The 21,034-nt window shown below is 65.6% G+C and carries 18 protein-coding genes and 1 pseudogene; 6 read left to right on the forward strand and 13 right to left on the reverse strand.

Annotation, left to right across the window (positions count from 1 at the left end; translation table 11 throughout):
- Positions 1-149 precede the first annotated feature (149 nt).
- The 3 genes from hpaD (at position 150) to RPPS3_RS19275 (ending at position 3,807) form a co-directional block, all read left to right on the forward strand.
- Entirely contained in the window at positions 150-1,127 is a 978-nt protein-coding gene (hpaD, locus tag RPPS3_RS19265) for a 3,4-dihydroxyphenylacetate 2,3-dioxygenase (RefSeq protein ID WP_107345502.1), read from the forward strand.
- 154 nt (positions 1,128-1,281) lie between these two features.
- A complete protein-coding gene (locus RPPS3_RS19270) occupies positions 1,282-2,154 on the forward strand; it encodes a fumarylacetoacetate hydrolase family protein (protein WP_107346683.1) in 873 nt (290 codons plus the stop codon).
- A 27-nt stretch (positions 2,155-2,181) separates the two neighbouring features.
- Entirely contained in the window at positions 2,182-3,807 is a 1,626-nt protein-coding gene (locus RPPS3_RS19275; RefSeq protein ID WP_107346682.1) for a thiamine pyrophosphate-dependent enzyme, read from the forward strand.
- 268 nt (positions 3,808-4,075) lie between these two features.
- On the opposite strand, the gene paaE is transcribed toward RPPS3_RS19275, so the two are convergent.
- The 5 genes from paaE to paaA form a co-directional block, all read right to left on the reverse strand.
- A complete protein-coding gene (paaE, locus tag RPPS3_RS19280) occupies positions 4,076-5,164 on the reverse strand; it encodes a 1,2-phenylacetyl-CoA epoxidase subunit PaaE (RefSeq protein WP_107345503.1) in 1,089 nt (362 codons plus the stop codon).
- Between the two features lie 7 nt (positions 5,165-5,171).
- On the reverse strand, positions 5,172-5,675 hold the full coding sequence (gene paaD, locus RPPS3_RS19285; protein ID WP_107345504.1) for a 1,2-phenylacetyl-CoA epoxidase subunit PaaD: 504 nt from the start codon (positions 5,673-5,675) through the stop codon (positions 5,172-5,174).
- Positions 5,669-6,439 (reverse strand): 1,2-phenylacetyl-CoA epoxidase subunit PaaC, encoded by a 771-nt coding sequence (gene paaC, locus RPPS3_RS19290; RefSeq protein ID WP_107345505.1) that lies wholly within the window; start codon positions 6,437-6,439, stop codon positions 5,669-5,671. The genes paaD and paaC overlap by 7 nt, the downstream gene beginning before the upstream one ends.
- Before the next feature lie 163 nt (positions 6,440-6,602).
- A complete protein-coding gene (gene paaB / locus RPPS3_RS19295) occupies positions 6,603-6,890 on the reverse strand; it encodes a 1,2-phenylacetyl-CoA epoxidase subunit PaaB (protein ID WP_107345506.1) in 288 nt (95 codons plus the stop codon).
- Positions 6,891-6,923: 33 nt separating this feature from the next.
- On the reverse strand, positions 6,924-7,907 hold the full coding sequence (paaA, locus tag RPPS3_RS19300; protein ID WP_107345507.1) for a 1,2-phenylacetyl-CoA epoxidase subunit PaaA: 984 nt from the start codon (positions 7,905-7,907) through the stop codon (positions 6,924-6,926).
- A gap of 121 nt (positions 7,908-8,028) precedes the next feature.
- Here paaA and RPPS3_RS19305 point away from each other — a divergent pair, with 121 nt between their 5' ends.
- Positions 8,029-8,706 carry a TetR/AcrR family transcriptional regulator gene (locus RPPS3_RS19305; protein WP_107345508.1) on the forward strand — a complete coding sequence of 226 codons (678 nt, stop codon included), beginning with the start codon at positions 8,029-8,031 and terminating at the stop codon, positions 8,704-8,706.
- Positions 8,707-8,941: 235 nt separating this feature from the next.
- Here the strand turns inward: RPPS3_RS19305 and RPPS3_RS19310 are convergent, their stop codons facing one another.
- The 8 genes and pseudogenes from RPPS3_RS19310 to RPPS3_RS19345 all read right to left on the reverse strand — a co-directional run bounded on the left by RPPS3_RS19310 (position 8,942) and on the right by RPPS3_RS19345 (position 17,853).
- Positions 8,942-9,445, reverse strand: a complete 504-nt coding sequence (locus RPPS3_RS19310; protein WP_107345509.1) for a phasin — start codon at positions 9,443-9,445, stop codon at positions 8,942-8,944.
- A gap of 216 nt (positions 9,446-9,661) precedes the next feature.
- Positions 9,662-9,976 (reverse strand): poly(R)-hydroxyalkanoic acid synthase subunit PhaE, encoded by a 315-nt coding sequence (locus RPPS3_RS19315; RefSeq protein ID WP_107345510.1) that lies wholly within the window; start codon positions 9,974-9,976, stop codon positions 9,662-9,664.
- Between the two features lie 47 nt (positions 9,977-10,023).
- Positions 10,024-10,815, reverse strand: coding sequence for an alpha/beta fold hydrolase (locus RPPS3_RS19320; RefSeq protein ID WP_107345511.1), 792 nt, complete (start codon positions 10,813-10,815; stop codon positions 10,024-10,026).
- Between the two features lie 18 nt (positions 10,816-10,833).
- Positions 10,834-11,088: a DUF6489 family protein gene (locus RPPS3_RS19325; protein ID WP_011159311.1), complete on the reverse strand. Its 255-nt coding sequence runs from the start codon at positions 11,086-11,088 to the stop codon at positions 10,834-10,836.
- A gap of 90 nt (positions 11,089-11,178) precedes the next feature.
- Complete coding sequence (locus RPPS3_RS19330) at positions 11,179-12,432, reverse strand: FAD-dependent oxidoreductase (protein WP_107345512.1); 1,254 nt, start codon at positions 12,430-12,432, stop codon at positions 11,179-11,181.
- A gap of 277 nt (positions 12,433-12,709) precedes the next feature.
- Positions 12,710-15,814 (reverse strand): MexW/MexI family multidrug efflux RND transporter permease subunit, encoded by a 3,105-nt coding sequence (locus RPPS3_RS19335; protein ID WP_107345513.1) that lies wholly within the window; start codon positions 15,812-15,814, stop codon positions 12,710-12,712.
- Positions 15,815-15,955: 141 nt separating this feature from the next.
- Positions 15,956-17,149, reverse strand: a complete 1,194-nt coding sequence (locus tag RPPS3_RS19340; RefSeq protein WP_107345514.1) for an efflux RND transporter periplasmic adaptor subunit — start codon at positions 17,147-17,149, stop codon at positions 15,956-15,958.
- Between the two features lies 1 nt (position 17,150).
- Positions 17,151-17,853 (reverse strand): annotated as a pseudogene (locus RPPS3_RS19345) (TetR/AcrR family transcriptional regulator).
- A 228-nt stretch (positions 17,854-18,081) separates the two neighbouring features.
- Between RPPS3_RS19345 and RPPS3_RS19350 the strand changes: the two are divergent.
- Together RPPS3_RS19350 and RPPS3_RS19355 are read left to right on the forward strand one after the other, a co-directional pair.
- Positions 18,082-19,302: a cytochrome P450 gene (locus tag RPPS3_RS19350; protein WP_107345516.1), complete on the forward strand. Its 1,221-nt coding sequence runs from the start codon at positions 18,082-18,084 to the stop codon at positions 19,300-19,302.
- 171 nt (positions 19,303-19,473) lie between these two features.
- Positions 19,474-21,033 (forward strand): L,D-transpeptidase, encoded by a 1,560-nt coding sequence (locus tag RPPS3_RS19355; protein ID WP_107345517.1) that lies wholly within the window; start codon positions 19,474-19,476, stop codon positions 21,031-21,033.
- Position 21,034: the final 1 nt, after the last annotated feature.

Here is a 21,034-nt window from a genome sequence, read left to right on the forward strand (position 1 = left end):
CATTCCGGGGCGCTCGCACCAGCGAGCGAACCCGGAATCTCGCCGCGAGCACAGTTCATTTCCACGATCTCGGGATTCCGGGTTCGCGCCTGACGGCGCGCCCCGGAATGACGTTGCAAAACTAACATCCAGTACTGGGGACCTCGCCAATGCCGGTGCCGCAACACGTGTTTGATCCGCCGTTCAACATCGTCCGCGCCAGCCATGTGGTGCTCGACGTCGTCGATCTGAACAAGAGCGTCGAGTTTTACGACAAGATCATCGGTCTGCATGTCGAAGACCGCGACGACGCCACCGCTTATCTGCGCGGCTGTGAGGAGCATCAGCATCATTCGCTGGTGCTGCGCAAGGCGGACGCGCCCGCTGCGGCACGGCTCGGCTTCAAGGTCGGCAACGAAGACGATCTCGACAAGGCGGGCAGCTTCTTCGCCGAGAACGGGCTGATCTACAGCTTCGTCGACCGGCCATTCCAGGGCCGCACCCTGCATGTGACCGATCCGTTCGGTTATCGGCTCGAACTCTATGCGACGATGGACAAGCGGCCGCATCTGCTGCGGCGCTACGAGCGCTATAAGGGCTGCCATCCGCAGCGACTCGACCATTTCAATGTGTTTGCCGCCGAGACTCAGGACACCATTGAATTCTACGCAAGGCTCGGCTTTCGCCTTACCGAATACGCCGAAGAAGACGGCGACGGCGACCGCATTGCCGCAGCATGGATGCACCGCAAGGGCAACGTCCATGATTTCGCGCTGACCAACGGCCGCGGCCCGCGGCTGCACCATTTCGCCTATTGGGTGCCCGGGCCGCTCAACATCATCCACCTCTGCGACGTGATGGCGTCGAGCGGGTTTGCTCTCGAACGCGGCCCCGGCCGCCACGGCATCTCGAATGCGTTCTTCCTCTACGTCCGCGATCCGGACGGCCACCGCATCGAGCTGTATTGCAGCGACTACCAGACCATGGACCAGGACCACGAGCCGCTCCGCTGGTCGCTCCGCGACCCGCGCCGCCAGACGCTGTGGGGAGCGCCTGCGCCGCGCTCCTGGTTCGAACAGGGCTCGCCGTTCCTCGGCCAGGAGGTCCGCGAGCCGGCCTTCGTAGCCGATGTGGTGATTGCGGATTGAACCTCGGATGCGCACACTCGAACCATGAAACTCGTCATTCCGGGGCGCTCGCGAAAGCGAGCGAACCCGGAATCCAGAAGTTCAGAGCACCTCGGGATTCCGGGTTCGCGCCTGACGGCGCGCCCCGGAATGACGGCATCAAAGGTTGATCACCATGCCCACCCCTCGCCTTGCCACCTTCACCGTCAACGGCCTCACCCGCTACGGCGCGGTGTGTGATCATGGGGTGGTCGATCTGTCGGCCCGCCATGCCAACGATTATCCGACCCTGCGCGAGGTGATCGCGGCCGGTGCGCTGCAGCGGATCGTCGATGAGGCCGACCATACCGCGCCGGACTTCGCCCGCGACGCGGTGAAGCTTCAGCCGCCGATCCCGCAGCCGGAAAAGATCATCTGCGTCGGCGTCAACTATCCGGACCGCAACGCCGAATACAAAGATGGCAGCGAGGCGCCGAAATTCCCCTCGATGTTCATGCGCACGCCGCGCTCCTTCGTCGGCCACGGCGCGCCGCTGGTGCGGCCGAGAGCGTCGAAGCTGCTCGACTATGAGGGCGAGCTGACGCTGGTGATCGGCCAGGGCGGCCGCCACATCAAGGAAGCCGACGCGCTGAACCACGTCGCGGCGATCACGCTGTGCAACGAGGGCACGATCCGTGACTGGGTGCGCCACGCTAAGTTCAACGTTACCCAGGGCAAGAACTTCGACCATACCGGAAGCTTGGGGCCGTGGCTGGTGCCTTACACCGATGAATCGCAGATCGCCGACATCCGGCTGACGACGCGCGTCAACGGCGAGACGCGGCAGGACGACCGCACCTCGCGGATGATCTTCAGCTTCCGCTATCTGATCGCCTATATCTCGACCTTTACCACGCTGGTGCCGGGCGACCTGATCGTCACCGGCACGCCAGCCGGTGCCGGCGCGCGCGCCGAGCCGCCGGTGTATCTGAAGCCCGGCGACATCATCGAGGTCGAGGCCGACGGCATCGGCACATTGCGCAACGGTGTGATCGACGAAGCCGAGTAATTCTTCCAGCAAGCAGTGGATATCCAGATGAGCATCATGACCGGCGGCGAAGCCATCGTGCAGGGCCTCGTCGCGCACGACGTCGACACCGTGTTCGGCCTGCCCGGAGCGCAGATCTACGGCCTGTTCGACGGCTTCGCCAAATCGCAGCTGAAAGTGATCGGCGCGCGGCACGAGCAGGCCTGCGGCTACATGGCGTTCGGCTACGCCCGCGCGTCCGGCAAGCCCGGCGTGTTCAGCGTCGTCCCCGGTCCCGGCGTGCTGAACGCCTCCGCGGCGCTGCTCACCGCGTTCGGCTGCAACGAGCCGGTGATGTGCCTCACCGGCCAGGTGCCGAGCGCGTATCTCGGCAAGGGCCGCGGCCATCTGCACGAGATGCCGGATCAACTGGCGACGCTACGCAGCTTCATCAAATGGGCCGAGCGCATCGAATATCCGGGCAACGCGCCGGCGCTGGTGGCGCGCGCATTTCAGGAGATGATGAGTGGACGCCGCGGCCCGGTGGCGCTGGAGATGCCGTGGGATGTGTTCACGCAGGCGACCGAAACCGGTGCCGCGCAGAAGCTCGATCTGATCGCACCGCCTGCGCCTGATCCGGATCGCGTCGCCGCCGCGGCGAAGCTGATCGCGGCGAGCAAGCGGCCGATGATCTTCGTCGGCGCCGGCGCACTGGAGGCCGGCGACGAGATCCTCGAACTCGCCGAGATGATCGACGCGCCGGTGGTGGCGTTCCGCTCCGGCCGCGGCATCGTCAGCAACCGACACGAACTTGGCCTCACCTTCGCGGCCGCCTATCAGCTGTGGCCGCAGACCGACCTGATCATCGGCATCGGCACCCGGATGGAGCTGCCGACCACCTTCCGCTGGCCGTTCCGCCCCGAGGGGTTGAAGTCGGTGCGCATCGACATCGATCCGGCCGAGATGCGGCGGTTCGCGCCCGACGCGGCGATCGTGTCGGATTCGAAAGCCGGCGCCCGCGCACTGGCCGATGCGGTGAGCAAGGCCGGCATCAGCAAGACCAAGGGCCGCCGCGACGAAATCCGCGCCGCCACCGCGAAGACCAACGAGGCGATCCAGGCGATCCAGCCGCAGATGTCTTACTTGAAGATCCTGCGCGAGGTGCTGCCGGACGATGCGATCGTCACCGACGAGCTGTCGCAGGTCGGCTTCGCCTCCTGGTACGGCTTCCCGATCTATCGACCGCGCACCTTCCTCACCTCCGGCTATCAGGGCACGCTCGGCTCCGGCTTCCCGACCGCGCTCGGCGCCAAGGTCGCCTACCCTGACAAACCGGTGGTGGCGATCACCGGCGACGGCGGCTTCATGTTCGGCGTGCAGGAGCTCGCCACCGCGGTTCAGTACAACATCGGCGTGGTGACGCTGGTGTTCGACAATTCCGCCTACGGCAACGTCCGCCGCGACCAGGTCAATCTGTTCGACGGCCGCGTGGTGGCCTCCGATCTGGTCAATCCGGATTTCGTCAAGCTCGCCGAGTCGTTCGGCGTCGGCGCGGCGCGCGTCACCTCGCCCGACCACTTCCGCCCCGCGCTGGAAAAAGCGCTCGCCGCCGGCGGCCCGCAACTGATCGCCATCGACGTCCCGCGTGACAGCGAAGCCAGTCCCTGGCCGTTCATCCATCCGGCGAAGCCGTAAGCCCGCCCCGTCGTCATTCCGGGGCGCTCACGAAGTGGGCGAACCCGGAATCTCGAGCTGTTCAGCCTTATCGTTCCACAACCTCTGGATTCCGGGTTCGCGCTACGCGCGCCCCGGAATGACCGGTATCGTCAACGTCATTGCGAGGAGCGAAGCGACGAAGCAATCCAGATTCACGCAGCGTGGCGCTGGATTGCTTCGCCTTCGGCTCGCAATGACGATACGTGGCGCCTCGGGATGCAGATAGGCCGAGCTTTGCTGCCTCCGCTCACAGATGATCGTAGTCCACCACCACCCGGTCGGTGGTCGGTTTGGCCTGGCAGGTCAGCACGAATCCGGCGGCGAGCTCCCAGGGCTCCAGCGAGTAGTTGAGGTCCATCTTGGCTTCACCCTCGACCAGCTTGGCGCGGCAGGTCGAGCACATCCCGCCTTTGCAGGCGAACGGCAGATCGACGCCGGCGCGCAGCGCGGCATCGAGGATCGCTTCGCCCTCGGCCACCGGCACCTCGCGGCGCTTGCCGTCGATGATCAGCGAAGCCATCGCCTTCGGCGGCGCGCCCGGCTCGACCACCGCCTTCGGCCGCGGCTTGCCGCCGAGCCCAGAAACGAACCGTTCGACATGGATACGCTCGGCTGCGATGCCGAGATCGCGGCAGGTCAGCTCGACCTCGTCGCTCATTCCGGTCGGGCCGCAGATGAAGACGTGATCGACGCTCGCCGCCGGTACCATCGCGGTGAGCAGCAGCCGCACCTTGTCGCGGTCGAGCCGGCCCTGCATCACCGGCACGTCCTGCTCTTCCTGCGACAGCACATGAAACACCGCGAGCCGGTCGAGGTAGCGGTCCTTCAGCGTCTCCAGAGTCTCGCGAAACAGAATCTGATCGGTGGTGCGGTTGCCGTAGAACAAGAAGAACCGGCTGCCCGGCTCGCGCGCCAACACGCCCTTGATGAGCGACAGGATCGGCGTGATGCCGCTGCCGGCGGCGAAGCCCACATAGGTGCGCGTTTCTTCCGCAGCGTGCAGAGCGCCGAACCGTCCGGTCGGCGTCATCACCTCGATCGTATCGCCGGCCTTCAGCTCCTCGGTCGCCCACACCGAGAATGCGCCGCCGTCGACCTTCTTCACGGCGATCCTGAGCTCGCCCTCGTCCGGGCCGGAGCAGATCGAATAGGACCGCCGCACCTCCTCGCCGTCCATCGTGGTACGCAGCGTCAGATACTGGCCGGGCACGAACTGATAGGCGCTGACCAGCTCCGGCGGGACCGTGAAGCTGAGCGAGATCGCATCCCGCCCCTCGCGGCGCAGGTCGGCAATGGTCAGCGGATGAAATCGCGGAATGCTGGCGGAGATGTTCATGGGGCGCTCAATGACACTTGAAGTAATCGAACGGTTCGCGGCAGCTCTTGCAACGCCACAGCGCCTTGCACGAAGTCGAGCCGAATTCAGACAGCTGCTCGGTGTCGACCGAGCCGCATTGCGGACAGGCGATCTCGAGCGCGCCGAACAGTGCGCGGCGCGAGCCGGTCGCCTGCGGCGGCGCGATGCCGTACTCCTTGAGCTTGGCGCGACCGGCCTCGCTCATCCAGTCGGTGGTCCACGCCGGCGCCAGCACGGTCGTCACCCGTGCCGGCGCGATGCCGGCGCGCGCCAGCGCGGTCTCGATCTCTAGCGCGATCATGTTCATCGCAGGACACCCCGAATAGGTCGGGGTGATCGCGACTTCGACGCAGCCCTGTTCGACCCGCACCTCTCGCAGCACGCCGAGGTCGGCGATGCTGAGCACCGGAATTTCCGGGTCACACACCGTCGCCGCGGCATCCCAGGCGCGCTGCCGCAGCTCGGCGTCGCTGCCCGTCAGCGTCACCATGTCAGCCCCGGATAGGTCCGCTGCATGTGCTGCAGCTCGGCGAGCAGCCGGCCGAGGTGCTCGGTGTGCCGGCCGCTGCGGCCGCCCTGCTGCATCCATGGATTGCTCGGCACCGTCAGCGTCGCTTCGCGCAGCACCGTCTCGATCGTGCTCTGCCAGGTGCCGCGAAGGCTCTCTGGATCGATCGCCACGCCGCTTTCGATCAGCCGGCGCTCGGCATCGTCGGTCTCGAACAACTCGCCGGTGAACGCCCACAGCGCGTCGACGGCATCCTGAGCGCGGCGATGGCTTTCGGCGGTGCCGTCGCCGAGGCGTATCATCCATTCGGCCGCGTGGCGGAGGTGATAGGCGCTCTCCTTTTCCGACTTGGCGGCAATTGCGGCCAGCGTGGCATCGGACGATTGCATCATCGCCCGCCAATACGGATCGGCGAATGCCGAGTAGAATAGTTGCCGCGCGATGGTGCGGGCGAAGTCGCCGTTCGGCTGCTCAACCAGCAGCAGGTTCTGATAGTGCCGCTCCTCGCGCAGGTAGGCGAGCTGATCCTCGCCGCGCCCCTGCCCCTCGACCTGTCCGGCATAGCTGTAGAGTTCACGCGCCTGGCCGATCAGGTCGAGCGCGATGTTCGACAGCGCCATGTCCTCTTCCAGCATCGGCGCATGCCCGCACCATTCCGACAGCCGATGCCCGAGCACAAGCGCATCATCGGCACGGCGCAGCGTGTAGGTGAACAGCGGGGTGGCTGTGATGGTGGTGGAGGACATCGATCTTACCTTATGAGCTATCCACCGGTGGACCTCATGGTGAGGAGCATCGCGTCAGCGATGCGTCTCGAACCATGCAGCCCCGTGTGGCCCATCCTTCGAGACGGCGCTACGCGCCTCCTCAGGATGAGGGAGGCGGGTCAGGCAACCTCATCGCGCGTTTTCACATATGCCCGACTTCGTCGGGCACGTCGTAGAACGTCGGATGGCGATAGATCTTGCTCTCGGCCGGTTCGAACAGCATGCCGGCCTCGGCCGGGTCGCTGGCGGTGATCGCGCTTGACGGCACCACCCAGATCGACAGGCCTTCGCCACGGCGGGTGTAGATGTCGCGCGCGGCCTGCAGCGCCAGGGTAGCGTCGGCGGCGTGCAGCGAGCCGACGTGCTTGTGCGCCAGCCCGTTGCGGCTGCGGATGAAGACCTCCCACAGCTGCGTGTTCGGCGTGGTCATCGTGATGTCCTCCCCGAAGGATCGTCGCGGCGATTACGCCGCCAGCTTCTTCTTGCGTTTCTCGGCGTAGGCGGCGGCCGCCTCACGCACCCAGGCGCCGTCATCGTGGGCCTTGCGCCGCGCCGCCAGCCGATCGCGGTTGCACGGTCCGTTGCCGGCGAGCACCTGCTTGAATTCGTCCCACGGAATCGTGCCGTACTCCCAATGCCCGGTCGCGTCGTTCTTTTTCAGATCGGGATCAGGCAGCGTCAGACCGAGATAGTGCGCCTGCGGCACCGTGGCATCGACGAATTTCTGGCGCAGCTCGTCGTTCGAGAACCGCTTGATCTTCCACTTGGTCGAGGTATCGCTGTGCTGGCTGGCTTGATCCGGCGGGCCGAACATCATCAGGCACGGCCACCACCAGCGGTTCAGCGCGTCCTGCGCCAGCGCCTTCTGCTCGGCCGAACCCTTGGCCAGCGTCAGCATGATCTCGTAGCCCTGGCGCTGGTGGAACGACTCTTCCTTGCAGACGCGGATCATCGCGCGCGCATAGGGTCCGTAGGAGCAGCGGCACAGCGGGATCTGATTCATGATCGCGGCGCCGTCGACCAGCCAGCCGATCGCGCCGATGTCGGCCCAGGTCAGGGTCGGGTAGTTGAAGATCGACGAGTACTTGGCCTTGCCGCTGAGCAGCTGATCGACCAGTTCCTCGCGCGAGGCACCGAGGGTTTCGGCGGCGGCGTAAAGATACAGGCCATGGCCGCACTCGTCCTGGACCTTGGCGAGCAGCGCCGCCTTGCGCCGCAGCGTCGGCGCGCGGGTGATCCAATTGCCCTCGGGCAACATCCCGACGATTTCGGAATGCGCGTGCTGGGAGATCTGGCGCACCAGAGTCTTGCGGTACGCGGCCGGCATCCAGTCGTTCGGCTCGATCCGCTCCTCGGCATCGATCCGCGCCTGGAACCGCGCGGCGCGGTCGGCGTCCTCGATGTTCCGCTCGTCACCGTCGGACACGTTGAGTGCCTGGGTGTACATGGCGATCTCCTCCGGCGTTGTTGGAAATATAATTGACCAATTGGACGGTCAATGCAAGTGTCGGAACCAGACACTCGTGGTGCGTCGCAGCGCGCCTCGGCGGATAGGATCTGAACGCACCATGGCGCGCACGCGAGCCACCGACTACGACGATAAACGCCGCGGCATTCTCAGCCGTTCCGCACGGCTATTCGCCGAACACGGCTACACCGGCACGTCGATCACCATGATCGCCGACGCCTGCGGCGTGTCGAAGGCGCTGATGTATCACTACTACCCGTCGAAGGATGCGGTGTTGTTTGATCTGCTGGAGGATCACCTGCAGCATCTGGTGACGGTGGTCGACGCTGCCGCGCAGGGTGAAAGCGATCCGAGCGACCGTCTGTTCGCGATTTCGGCGGCGCTGCTCGAAGCCTATCGCGGCGCCGATGCCGAACATCAGGTGCAGATCTCCAGCCTGAAGCTGCTGCCGCCGGAGCAGCAGGAAACCCTCAAGGCGCTGGAGCGCAAGCTGGTGGTATCGATGTCGGACGCGATTGCCGCCGCGATCCCGGCCGCGGCTGCCAAGCCGGAGCTGCTGAAGCCGCTAACGATGTCGCTGTTCGGTATGCTGAACTGGCACTATCTCTGGTTCCGCGAAGGCAAGGGCCTGTCGCGCGAAACCTATGCACAGATGGTCACGACGCTGATGATCGCCGGCGCCGAACAGGCGATCGACGCGATCACGGAGCCGGCCAAAGCCGAGCGCGCAGCACCGCGGAAGAAAAGCGAGCGGGTGCCCGTGGCGCGGCGGGCGTAGGTCGAAGACCTCTCCCCGAGTCATTCCGGGGCGCGCGAAGCGCGAACCCGGAATCTCTCTCATTACTAACAACCTCGGGATTCCGGGTTCGCGAGCTGATCGCTCGCGCCCCGGAATGACGGAGGCGGGGCCGGCGCGCTGCCTCAAAAAAAAGAAAGGCCCGCGCGAGCGGGCCGAGGTCGGGAGGAACATCGAGCCTCGATCGTCAGAGGCTCGGGGTCATCAGCAGCGGCGGTTAGGCCGACTTGCTGAAGGTCTTGGCGAAGTTGTCCTGCACCGACTTGGCGCTGTCGCTGACCAGCTTGCCGAAGTACTCGGTGGCGGACCTGGCGCGCGACACCAACACCTCGCCCTGCGAACGTGCAAGGTCGGTCTGGATCTGGAACGCCTCCTGGACCGACTTCGCCGACGCCAGCTTATCGATGCCGGAGAAGAACGTTTCGGTGTCCTGATAGATCGCCTGCTGGATGTTGCGGGTGATCTTGGCAGCTTCGCTCACCGAATTGGCGACGGTTTCCTCGATCGCCGAGGTTACCTTCTCCGAACCGGCGTGGAAGTCCGCGACCTTCTCCTTGGCAGTGCCAGCGGCACGCTTGACGAAGTCGCGGGCGGCTTCCGGAACCTCGAGGGTCTGGAAGTTCTTGAACGCGTCGGTCACCGGCTGAAACGCCTGCTTGACGCTGTCGGCAACCGTCTCGGCCGCCTGAGTGTAGCTCTCGTGATTAGCAGTATCGGTCATCTGAAATCTCCATCCTCGTCTGAGCCATGGTCTTCCCGTCCGACCTGCGGCCCGGGCAGGTAAAATATGACATAAGCCATGCTGCGTCGCAACATGAATGTTGCGGCGCAACAGAAATAATACCTTAAGCCATTGTAATTAAGCCAATTTTCGAAATTGGCGACACAATCAAAACGTGTTGATCGTGATATCTACGTCGATTTGGAACTTTGCTGGCTAGCCTTTCGGCTTCCCTGCCTTTGCAGGCTGGACCGCCGCAGCCAGCTCGTCGAGCCGCCGCTCGACCTCGGCGAGCCGGCTATTGAATTCCTGCATCTGCGCGCGCGACGGCAGATTCATACCGGCTAGATATTTGTCCATCATGTCGGCGAACTGCTTGTGCGCCTCGGCGGACGCACCGCCGACCTGCTGCGCCACCTTGCCGAGCTCCGGCGACGCCAGCGCCTGATTGGCGAAGGCCGCAAAACCCTTGCTCATCTCGCCGAACATCGTCTGCCACGCCGCTGCCGGATCGTTGTCCTTGTCGGCCATTGCCGTCTTCCCTCTTGGTTTTGCGCGGCGCGCCGCGCGAGGACCTTTTAGCGGGTTGGCGGGGCGTAGGTGAAGCCAAACGGCCCGGAGCGATCGAACGGCGTGAACATCCCCTCCGGCTGCGCCAGCCGGTCGGCGATCGCCCACAGCACCGCGGCGTTGACGATCAGGCCGATATGGCTGGCGAGCACCACCTCGATGTTCTCGGCGCGCGGTGACGGCACCAGATGCGACGTGCGCCAGTTCACGATGCCGTCGGTGCGCGAGTAGATCGACGTGGTCGGCACCGGCATCTCGCCGCCGAGCGGTTCGAGGTCTTCGAGCTGCACCTCGGTCAGCTCTTCGCCAGACAGCTTCTCGTAGATCCGCTTGGCATTGGTGGCGGTGACGTCGCCGGTGAACGGGCTGCCGAGCGTGATGATATCGCGCACCATCTCGGGCGCATGCAGCGCCAGATCGCGCGCATAGACGCCGCCGAGACTCCACCCGACCAGACTGACCTTGCGGCCAGTCGCTTCATGAACCGCGGTGAGCCGGTCGCGCAGACGGGCACGCATCCGGTAGATCCCGCCGAGATTGCGGCCAAGCTCCCAGGCGAACACCTCATAGCCGAGCTGCCGCAAATAGCGCCGCATCGGCGCGGTCGACAGGTCGCTGGCGAGCAGACCGGGCAGCACCAGCACCGGATGGCCGTCGCCGCGCGGCGCCTGTAGCAGCAGCGGCGACAGCAGCAGGCTGGCGTTGAATTCGAAGAAGCTGCGCGCCTCGGCGAGCAGCAGCGCGACGCTCGGCGGCTTCAGCCGCTCGCGATTCGGACTGGCGCCGCGGTCGGCGGGCATCGCGTCTCCAATGATCGGTTACTTCTTATCCTTGGTCAGCGCACTGCCGAGGCCGGTCATGGAAATGAACATCTCGCCGAATCGTTCGGCAAGCTTCGGATCGAAGGTGAACCAAGTCTTCATCAACGCCTCGGGCGAGACCTTTTCGATGTTCGACAGCATCTGCTCCTGCAGCTTGTCCATCACCGCGGTCTGCATGGGCTGCACGTCGGGAAGTCCGAAGAACTGCCGCGCTTCCTCCGGCGTGCAATCGATCTCGACGTTGACTTTCATGGCCGCTCCACAGTCCTGCATTGACGCGTCAACCAGTATCGCCGCGACTGGTGCCGCGATGCAAGCGATCCGACGCGCGGACGCGGCGCTTCAACCGAAGCGTTCGGCGGAGAACGGCCGTGGATCGGTGAGCGGCTGTTCACCGGTCATCATCTCGGCGAGCAGCCGTCCGGTAACCGGACCGAGCGTCAGCCCGTGATGCTGATGGCCGAAATCGAACCACAGGCCGGGATGGCGCGGCGCGCGGCCGATCAGCGGCAGCATATCCGGCAGGCACGGCCGCGCACCCATCCATGGCTGAGCCTCGATGGTGTCGCCGAGCGGGAACAGCGCGCGCGCCACCGGCAGCGTCTGCGCGATCTGCACCGGCGAAGGCGGCGCATCGCGGCGCGCGAATTCGGCGCCGGTGGTCAGACGAATGCCGCGGTTCATCGGTGCCAGCAGATAGCCGCGATCGGCGTCGAGCACCGCGTGTTGCAGACGGGCATTGCCGCGCGGCGTGAGATGGACGTGGTAGCCGCGCTTGACACCGAGCGGGAAGCTATAGCCAAGCGGCTTGAACACCAGGTCCGACCACGGCCCCATCGCCACCACCGCTTCGCGCGCGGTGACGATTCCGAGCTCGGTCGCGACCCGCCAGCCGCCCTCTTCCTGCTGCAGCGTGCGCGCATCGCCTTTGACGAAACGGCCGCCGCGCCGGGAGAACAACGCCGCGTAGGCTTTGACCAAACCGCCCGGATCAGGGATCGAGCCCGGCTCCAGCCAGTGGATCGCGCCGGCAAAATCGCCGGTGAGGTTCGGTTCGCGTTCGGCGATGCCGGCACGATCGAGCACGTCGGCGACGACGCCGAACTGCCGCGCCCGCTCGAGATCGCCAAGCGCCTTGGCAAAGCTCTTCGGCGAACGAAACAGCTTGATCCAGCCGGTCTTGCGCAGCAGCTCGGGCACGCCGGCATCGGCGATCAGCGCCTCATGCTCGGCGAGGCTGCGCCGGATCAACGGCAATGCCGCCTGCGCGGTCTGCGCCGCGCGACGCGGCGACGACGCGAGGAAATACCGCACCAGCCAGGGCAGAAATTCGGGAATGCCGGAGAGCTGATAATGCGCATCAGCCGAGCCGTTCAGCGCGTAGCGCAGCAGATGGCCGGGATCGCGCGGAAACATGTAGGGAAACACCGAGGCGCATTCGATCAGCCCGGCATTGCCGTAGCTGGTCTCGTCACCCGCCGTGCCGTTGCGGTCGACCAGCACCACATCTCGGCCGCGGCGCTGCAGGTGCAAGGCTGCGCAGACACCGACGATGCCCGCGCCGAGCACCACGACATCGGTCTCGTTCCGCTTCATGGTTCCGAGTTAAGCGCATCAGTGCGATTTCGCAAATGCCAAACCGCATTTGCAATGGTGCCATAACGGCGCATCACAACTGACGCCGCATGATGCAAACGGTGTCGTCACCGGTCGCTCAAACGCCGGGCAACGCGCTCTCTTTCGCATCATTGCGACAAGCAGATTGACGAGGCCGCGACAGCAGATGTCGGCGCGATGACGAATCGCGTGCGTTGAAAAGAAAATGGCGGGCCGAGCGGCCCGCCATTGTTGGTCGGATTGTCGCAGCCTCGGCTCAGCTCGGCTTCAGCGCCGGAGAGCCGTGCTCCATCTCATAGTCTTCGATCTGCTTGGCGCGATCGGACTCCAGCGCGGCGCGGTGATCGGTGCCGATCGCCACATACACCGCCGGCAGCACGAACAGCGTGAACAGCGTGCCGATCATCATGCCCGCCACCACGACGAGGCCGATCGAGAACCGGCTGGCAGCGCCCGCCCCCGAGGCGGTGAGCAGCGGCAGCAGGCCGGTCACCATCGCGGCCGTGGTCATCAGGATAGGCCGGAGCCGCACCCGCGCCGCCTGTTCGATCGCGGTGCGCTTGTCGAGCGCCTCCTTGATCTGCAGTTCGCGGGCAAACTCCACCATCAGGATGCCGTGCTTGCTGATCAGGCCGACCAGGGTCAGCAGGCCGACCTGGGTGTAGATGTTGATCGTCGCCACGCCGAAGAACAGCGGGATAAGCGCGCCGCAGATCGCCATCGGCACCGTGATCATGATCACCAGCGGGTCACGCAAGCTTTCGAACTGCGCGGCGAGCACCAGGAAGATGATGATCAGCGCGAAGCCGAAGGTGATGGCGAGCTGGTTGCCTTCCTGCACGTACTGCCGCGCATCGGCGAGGTAGTCGTGGCTGAAGCCGGACGGCAGGTTCTTGGCCTGCTGTTCGAGGAAGTCGACCGCCTGGCCGACGGTGACGCCCGGCATCGGCACCGCCTGGAAGGTGGCGGAGTTGAGCTGGTTGAAGTGCGTCAGCGCGTTCGGATCGGTGGCGGTCTCGATCGTCACCAGTGTCGACAACGGCACCTGCTGCCCGCTGGCGCTCGGCACATAGAAGCCGTCGAGCGATTGCGGGGTCAGACGGTCGGCGCGCGGTACCTGCGGGATCACCTGGTACGACCGGCCTTCGAGGTTGAAGCGGTTGACGTAGTTGCCGCCCAGCAGCGTCGCCAGCGTGGTGCCGAGGCGCTGCATGTTGATGCCGAGGTCGCTCGCCTTGGTGCGGTCGATCGTCACCCGCACCACCGGCTGGTTGAAGTCGAGATCGCTGTCCGCGACGATGAACAGGCCGCTCTTGCGGGCCGCGTCCTTCAGCTTGACCATCTCCTCATAGACGGCGCGGAAGCCGGCGGTGGAGTTGATCACCATCTGGATCGGCAGGCCGCCCGGGCCGCCGGGCAGCGGCGGCAGGTTGAAGGCGAAAGCGTTGACGCCCTCGATCTTGCTGAGCTCCTTCTGCACCAGCGGCTTGAGCTGCATGGCGCTGCGCTTGCGCTCGTCCCACGGCTTCAGCAGCATGCCGGCGATGCCGTTGTTCGGACCCGCGGTGCCGTTCAGGATGAAGCGAAGGTCGGTTTCCGGGAAGCTGGCATAGGCCTTGTCGAGCTTCTCGCCGTAGTAATTGGCGTAGTCGATGTTGGCGTATTTCGGCGCCTTGGTCACCGCGAACACGATGCCCTGGTCTTCTTCCGGCGCCAGCTCCTTGGACGTGTTCATGTACATGAAGCCGACGAGGCCGAGGATCACGACGGCGAACATGCCGGTGATCGGGCGGTAGTCGAGCGAGCGGTCGAGCTGCCGGCCGTACCAGCGCGTGATCGAGCTGAACACCTGGTCGACCTTGCGGGCGAACCAGCCCTGGCTCTCCTGGTGCTTGAGCAGTACCGAGCACATCATCGGCGACAGCGTCAGCGCGATGATGCCGGACACGATCACCGAACCGGCGAGCGTGAAGGCGAACTCGCGGAACAGTGCGCCGGTGAGACCGCCAAGGAAGCCGATCGGCGCGTACACCGCCGCCAGCGTGATGGTCATCGAGATCACCGGCCCGACGATTTCACGGGCGCCGATCAGCGCGGCTTGGACCGGACTCTTCCCCTCCTCCAGATGGCGGTGGATGTTCTCCACCACCACGATGGCGTCGTCGACCACGAGACCGATCGCCAGCACCATCGCCAGCAGGGTCAGCAGGTTGATCGAGAAGCCCATCGCCAGCATCGCGGTGCAGACGCCGATCAGCGACAGCGGAATCGTCACCACCGGGATGATCACCGACCGCAGCGAAGCCAGGAACAGGAAGATCACCACGATGACGATGCCGACCGCTTCGATCAGCGTCTTCTCCACCTCGTCGATCGACGAGCGGATGAACTTGGTCGAGTCGTAGGCGACCTTCATGCTCATCGACGGCGGCAGGTTGCGCTCGATCTCGGGGAACAGCGCGCGCACGCCGGTGACGATGTTGAGCGGGTTGCCCTGCGGGGTCGCCTGCACGCCGATGAAGATCGCGCGTTCGCCTGAGAACGCCACGCTGCTGTCGGTGCTCTGCGCCGCAAGTTCGACGGTGGCGACGTCCTCCATCCGCACAAAACCGCCGCTCTGCGCCTTGACGATCATTCGTTTGAATTGATCGACGTTTTGCAGGTCGGTGTTGGTGGTGATGTTGGAGACCGTCAGATAGCCCTTGGTCTGACCGGCCGCCGCCTGGAAGTTATTGGCCTGGATCGCCGCCGTGATGTCGTTCGGCGACACGCCGCGGCCGGCCATCCGTATCGGATCGAGCCAGATCCGCATCGCGAAGGTCTGGCCGCCGAGAATGTCGGCGGATGCGACGCCGTCGACGGTGGACAGCACCGGCTGCACCACGCGCGTCAGGTAGTCGGAGATCGCCGACCCCGACAGCTCGTTGCTGGCGAAGCCGATATACATCACCGCCGTGGTCTGGCCGGTCGACTTGACGATCACCGGGTCGTTGGCTTCCTTCGGGATCAGGTATTTGACCGAATTCACCTTCGCCAGCACTTCGGTGAGTGCCTGGTTGGGATCGAAGTTGAGCTTGACGTAAACCGTGATCAGACTCTGGCCCTGGGTCGACGACGACGTGATGTAGTCGACGCCTTCGGCCGAGGCCACCGCCTGCTCGAGCGGGGTGGTGATGAAGCCCTGCATCAGATCCGGTGACGCGCCCGGATAGGTCGTGGTGATGGTCACCACGGTATTGGACAGCTTCGGATATTGCCGGATCGGCAGCGTCATCGCGGCGCGAAAGCCGACCAGCAGGATCAGCATGCTGACCACCAGCGACAGCACCGGGCGCTTGATGAAGATGTCTGTGAGGACCATACGGACGCTCCGTGGCGCACACCCGGTGCGCCTTGCGCGACCGAGCTGCGGTTGAGTTGTCCCCGGACGGCGACGATCGCCGGCCGGACCTGTTCGATGACGAGCGGGCCGCGCCACTGGGCGCAGCCGGCGCTCCTTGTGTTAGTAGCGCGGCGGCGTCTTCGGCTGCGGCGGAGGCGGATCGGTCGAGATCGCGACCGCGGCACCCGACTGCAGCTTGAGCTGGCCGACCGCGACGACGCGATCACCCGGCTTCACTCCGGTCAGGATCACGGTGCGGCCGTCGATGCGGTCGCCGGTGCGCACGAACGTCCGCACGGCCGACAGCTTGGCTTGGCCGTCCTCGCCCTTCTCTTCCTTGATGAGGAAAACCGAGTCGCCATACAGCGTGTAGTCGACCGCCGTCTCCGGCACGGTGACCACCGCGGGCTTATCCGGCAGCACCACGGTGGTGGTGGCGAACATGCCCGGCCGAAGCACGTGCCCGGGATTGTCGAGGGTCGCCTGCACCCGGATGTTGCGGGTGTCGGACGCGATCTGCGGCTCGATCGTGGTGATCTTGCCTTCGAACACGCGGCCCGGATAGGCGTCGACCTTCAGCCGCACGAGCTGCCCGACCGCCAGCGTGCCGGAATCCTTTTCCGTCACGGTGATGTTGGCATAGACCCGCGACAGATCGGTGAGCGTCACGATCTGGGTGCCGGCGCTGAGATACTGGCCGACTTCGACGTGACGGACGCCGAGGATGCCGTCGAACGGCGCGCGCACCGTCTTCTGCGAAATCAGCGCCTCGGTCTTGGCGATGCCGGCATTGGCCTGATCGAACGCCGCCTGCGCCGAGTCCACCGTCGCCTGCGGGCCGAACTGCCGGGCCGCAAGCTGCTTGGCGCGGTCGAGCGACAGCTCGGCGACCTTGGCCTGGGCGCGGTAGTTCGCGAGGTCGGCGAGTTCGGTTTCCTCGAACAGCTTCACCAGCGGCGTACCCTGCTTCACCTCCGAGCCAGCCTGAAACAGGATGTCGGTGATGCGGCCGGAGACGTCCGAGGTGACGTTGACCTGATGCACGGCCGCCAGATCGCCGACCGCGGTGAGCAGATTGGGCAGCACTTCGGTCTTCGCCTCGGCGACCGTCACCGTGATCGGCGGCGGTTTGTTGTTGGCGAAGAACTTCGCGATCATGTGGTTGCGGAAGGCGTTGAAGCCGACCAGACCGCCGACCAGCAGAGCCAGCAGCAATCCGACGATGATGAACCAACGCACCGTCCGCACCGGACGCGGGCGGGGCTTCTCGCTGGAGCTCCGCGCCGACGGCGGAGTTTCTGTCGCAAGCGTCATGTCATGCACTTTCTGTCGTTTCCGCCCCGGATCCAGCCCGGCGACAATTCGCGGTCGAGATGGGCGGCAATTACGGCTTCGTTCAGACCAATTCCACGTAGGATGAATTCACACATCTGGCGCTCGTGGCTCGCGGCGTTGCCGTAGCTCAGGCAAGGCACCGACGGCAGCCGCGCCAGCGCCGCCATCAGCAAAGTGTGGTGGGCGAACCAGAACAGGTTCATCGGCTCATCGCCGACCTTGACTGCATCCCCCGCCTCGACCGCCCGCTCCAGCGACGTCACGAAAGTCCGGCCGATCAATCCCGAGACCTTCTCGTACACCAGACGGGCGAACTCGCCGTCATCGAGCTGGCTCGACACCAGCAGACGGAGCCGCTGATCCTCCTCCAGCTCCGGCTGATCGGAGGCGTGGAGGAAGTGCTGAACCATCCCCCGCACCAGCACCACCAGCGTCTGGGTCGAGGGCTCGGCACCCAGCAAGTCCATCAAGGCCGGATCGGCCTCGCGCTCGCACGCCAAAATCTCGGCATACAGCGCCGCCTTGCTCGGGAAATGCTTGAACAGCAACCCTTCCGAGATCGACGCGGCGGCCGCGACGCTCTTGGTGGTGGTCCCTGCAAAGCCATTCCGGGCAAAGCAACGCTTGGCTGCGCTCAGGATCAATTCCCGGCGCAAGTCGCTCGTCATGCGCAGTGAAGTCATTTTGTGAGTAGGCACTCACCTTTACACTTGTCAATCAGGATCGCTGCGACGCACTAAATCGTGAGTGTTGAGATTGGCTGAAACCGCCCGCTCCCGGCCGGCGCCAGCCCTCGAACCGGCCGCATGACATGCGTCTCCCGGGTTCCCGCCGCAAGACCTGACCTGCGGATTTCCTTAGCGTTTCGGCAACGTCGTAAATCGCCTATAGACGTAAAAAACGGGAATGACATGGAAACGGCCCCAGCAGAGCTCGCGGAAGCGTTCGATCTCGCACGTCTGACGCCCGCCTTTTATGACAACCCCTACCCCACCTATCAGGCGCTCAGGGCGCACCAGCCGGTCAAGCGCTTGGCCGGCGGCGGCTATTTCCTGACCCGCTACGACGATCTGGTCGCGGTCTACAAGAACACCACGCTGTTCTCGTCCGACAAGAAACGCGAATTCGCGCCGAAATACGGCGATTCGCTGCTGTTCGAGCACCACACCACCAGCCTGGTGTTCAACGATCCACCATCGCACACCCGCGTCCGCCGCCTGATCATGGGGGCGCTGACGCCGCGGGTGATCGCCGGCATGGAGCCGGACCTGATCGGGCTGGTCGACCGGCTGCTGGATGCGATGGCCGCCAAGGGCCGGGTCGACCTGATCGAGGACTTTGCCGCCGCGATTCCGATCGAGGTGATCGGCAACCTGCTCGGCGTGCCGCACGACGAACGCGCGCCGCTGCGCGGCTGGTCGCTGGCGATCCTCGGGGCGCTGGAGCCGGTGATCGGGCCCGAGGCATTCGCGCGCGGCAATGAGGCGGTGGCCGAGTTTCTCGGCTATCTCGACAGCTTGATCGCCCGCCGCACCGCCGAGCCCGGCGATCCGGAGCGCGACGTGCTGACGAGGCTGATCCAGGGCGAGACCGGCGGCGAGAAGCTGACCGCCAAGGAGCTGCTGCACAACTGCATCTTCCTGCTCAACGCCGGCCACGAGACCACCACCAACCTGATCGGCAACGGCTTGGTGACGCTGGCGGCCAATCCCGATCAGAAGCAGCGGCTGATCGCCGAGCCCGCGCTGATCAAGACCGCGGTCGAAGAAATCCTGCGCTACGAGAGCTCCAACCAGCTCGGCAACCGCATCACCACCACTGAGGTCGAGATCGGCGGCATCGCCATGCCGGCCAACACGTCGCTGACGCTGTGCATCGGCGCCGCCAATCGCGATCCGGCGCAGTTTGCCGATCCCGACCGGTTCGACGTGTCACGCAGCCCGAACCGGCATCTCGCCTTCGCGTCAGGTCCGCATCAATGCGCCGGCATGGCGCTGGCGCGGCTCGAAGGCGCGATCGCGCTGTCTCGGTTTCTCGCGCGCTTCCCGGACTACGTTCTCGACAGCCCGCCGCAGCGTGGTGGCCGGGTCCGGTTCCGCGGTTACCTCAGCGTCCCCTGCCGGCTCGGTTAGCGCCGGCCGCTCCATCGCGCCGCCGCATTGTGCTGCGAGGTCTCACCCCAACAGCCTTCGTTGCTTCGCCTCGGCGTGCAACCGGTGGCGGCGCGCTGTGATTTCGATGATCATGGTGTGCAGAGATTCGTCCGGTCCGTGGGGGCCCAGAACGATCACGAGCGAGGCGTAGTGAACCGACCGACGATCAAGCATGGCGCCTCGCGGCGCTTCAGGACGCCCGCCCTCCTCACCCTGGCGACGCTGTTCGCCGTCGCAGCCCCGGCGCCTGACGCCGACGCCAAGCGGGCGCGCCCGGCAGCGACCACCGAGGCGACCGCGCCGCGCGAGGCCGGCGAGCCGATCATGGCGATCGTCTCGATCAAGGGCCAGCGGGTGACGCTGTACGACTCCGAAGGCTGGATCTATCGCGCGCCGGTCTCGACCGGGACCACGGGTCGCGAAACACCGGCCGGCGTGTTCGCGGTGGTCGAGAAGGACAAGGACCACCGTTCGACGATGTACGACGACGCCTGGATGCCGAATATGCAGCGCATCACCTGGAACGGCGTCGCGCTGCACGGCGGTCCACTGCCGGGCTATCCGGCATCGCATGGCTGCGTCCGGATGCCCTACGAGTTCGCCGAGAAGCTGTTCGACAAGACCCGGATCGGGATGCGGGTGATCGTGTCGCCGGAGGACGTCGAGCCGGCCGATATCAGCCATCCGGTACTGTTCTCGCCGAATGCGGAGGCGCTGGCCGCCGCGCCGACGCGCGCCGAGACTGCGGTGCGCGAGGCCGAGCAGGCCGCCCAGGCGGCCGATGACGCCAAGGCCGCCGCGACCGCAGCCGCCCGCGCGGTGAAACCGCTCAAGGACAATTTGCGCAAACTGGAGCGGGCCAAGGCGCGGGCCGAGGCGGCGCTGAAGGCGGCCGACAAGGTGCTGGTCGCCGCCAGCACCGACGAAGCCAAGGCCAAGGCGGAAGAGCGTCAGCAGCAGGCCGCGCAGCAGCTCGGCGAAGCCTCGACCCAGCTCGAGACAGCCAAAGCCGACGCGGACGCCAAACACGCCGCAGCAGCCGCCACCAAGGAGGCTGCGAAAACTGCCGCGGCGAAGAAGGCCGAGACGGCGAAGCTGGCGACCGACGCCAAGCTCGCGCAGGAGCCGGTGTCGATCTACATCAGCCGCTCGACCCAGAAGCTCTACGTCCGCCGCAACACCCGCAAGCCGCTGCCCGACGGCGGCGAGCTGTTCGACTTCTCGATCGAAGTGCCGGTGACGATCCGCGATCCGGAGCGGCCGATCGGCACGCACATCTTCACCGCGATGGCCCGCAACGACGCCGGTCTGCGCTGGAGCGCGGTGACGATCGAGAGCGCCGATGATGCTAAGAGCGCGCTCGACCGCGTCACGATCCCGCCGGAGGTGCTGGAGCGGATCGGCCCGACCGCGCTGCCGCGCTCATCGATCATCATCTCCGACGAGCCGCTGAGCGCGGAGACCAACTACCGCACCGAATTCGTCGCGGTGCTGAGCGATCAGCCGCAGGGCGGCTTCATCACCCGCAAGCCGACCAGCAGCGACGTTCCGGTGGCCAGCAGCGATGACTGGAACGATGGCGGCTTCGGGTTCTTCTTCCAGCCCAGGGAGCAACGCGTCCCCGAGCAATCCCGTCGCGGCCGTTATGGCGAGGGCTATTACCGCCAGCCGCAAGACTACTACCGTCAGGAGCAGCCCGGCTGGTGGTAGC

This window comes from Rhodopseudomonas palustris, assembly GCF_003031265.1.
Classification (GTDB): domain Bacteria; phylum Pseudomonadota; class Alphaproteobacteria; order Rhizobiales; family Xanthobacteraceae; genus Rhodopseudomonas; species Rhodopseudomonas palustris_H.